This window comes from Mameliella sp. CS4 (assembly GCF_019392335.1).
Classification (GTDB): Bacteria; Pseudomonadota; Alphaproteobacteria; order Rhodobacterales; family Rhodobacteraceae; genus Antarctobacter.
In genome coordinates, this window is the sequence record NZ_JAHXRQ010000095.1 from 1 (window position 1) to 435 (window position 435).

Annotated in this window: 1 pseudogene; it reads right to left on the reverse strand. The window is 57.0% G+C overall.

The features are described from left to right. Window positions 1-75: 75 nt before the first annotated feature. Window positions 76-435 (reverse strand): annotated as a pseudogene (locus KZZ07_RS26680) (site-specific integrase); the annotation flags it as partial.

The window sequence follows — 435 nt, forward strand, 5'->3', positions numbered from 1 at the left end:
AGATGCGGACTTTTACTCCGCGACGGTCAGATCACCCGACCGTTTCCGATGTCCATTTTGTCTCCGGGATTCACACCCAGGCCAAAGGTATTCGGATCCGACCATGAGCGGCTCCCGCATCCACCTCGCGAGCGATGCACGTGTGCCTTCAGAGATTTCGAAACGCACAGGTTTCTGGGTCTTGCTCTGCAGAACCGACGCGCGTTCCTTGATTTGACCTGACGCCATGACATCGACCACCTTCATCTTCACGAGATCGCAGCCGCGCAGCTTGCTGTCGATTGCAAGATTGAAGAGGGCCAGATCACGATGATTTTCCGCCAGCTCAAGCCGCACCCTGATCGCCCAGACATGTTTGGGCTTGAGCGGTCTTTTCTTACCGACGATCCGGCCTTTGTTCCAGGCAGGGCGCAGTGCGCGGATGGCGGGTAAGTT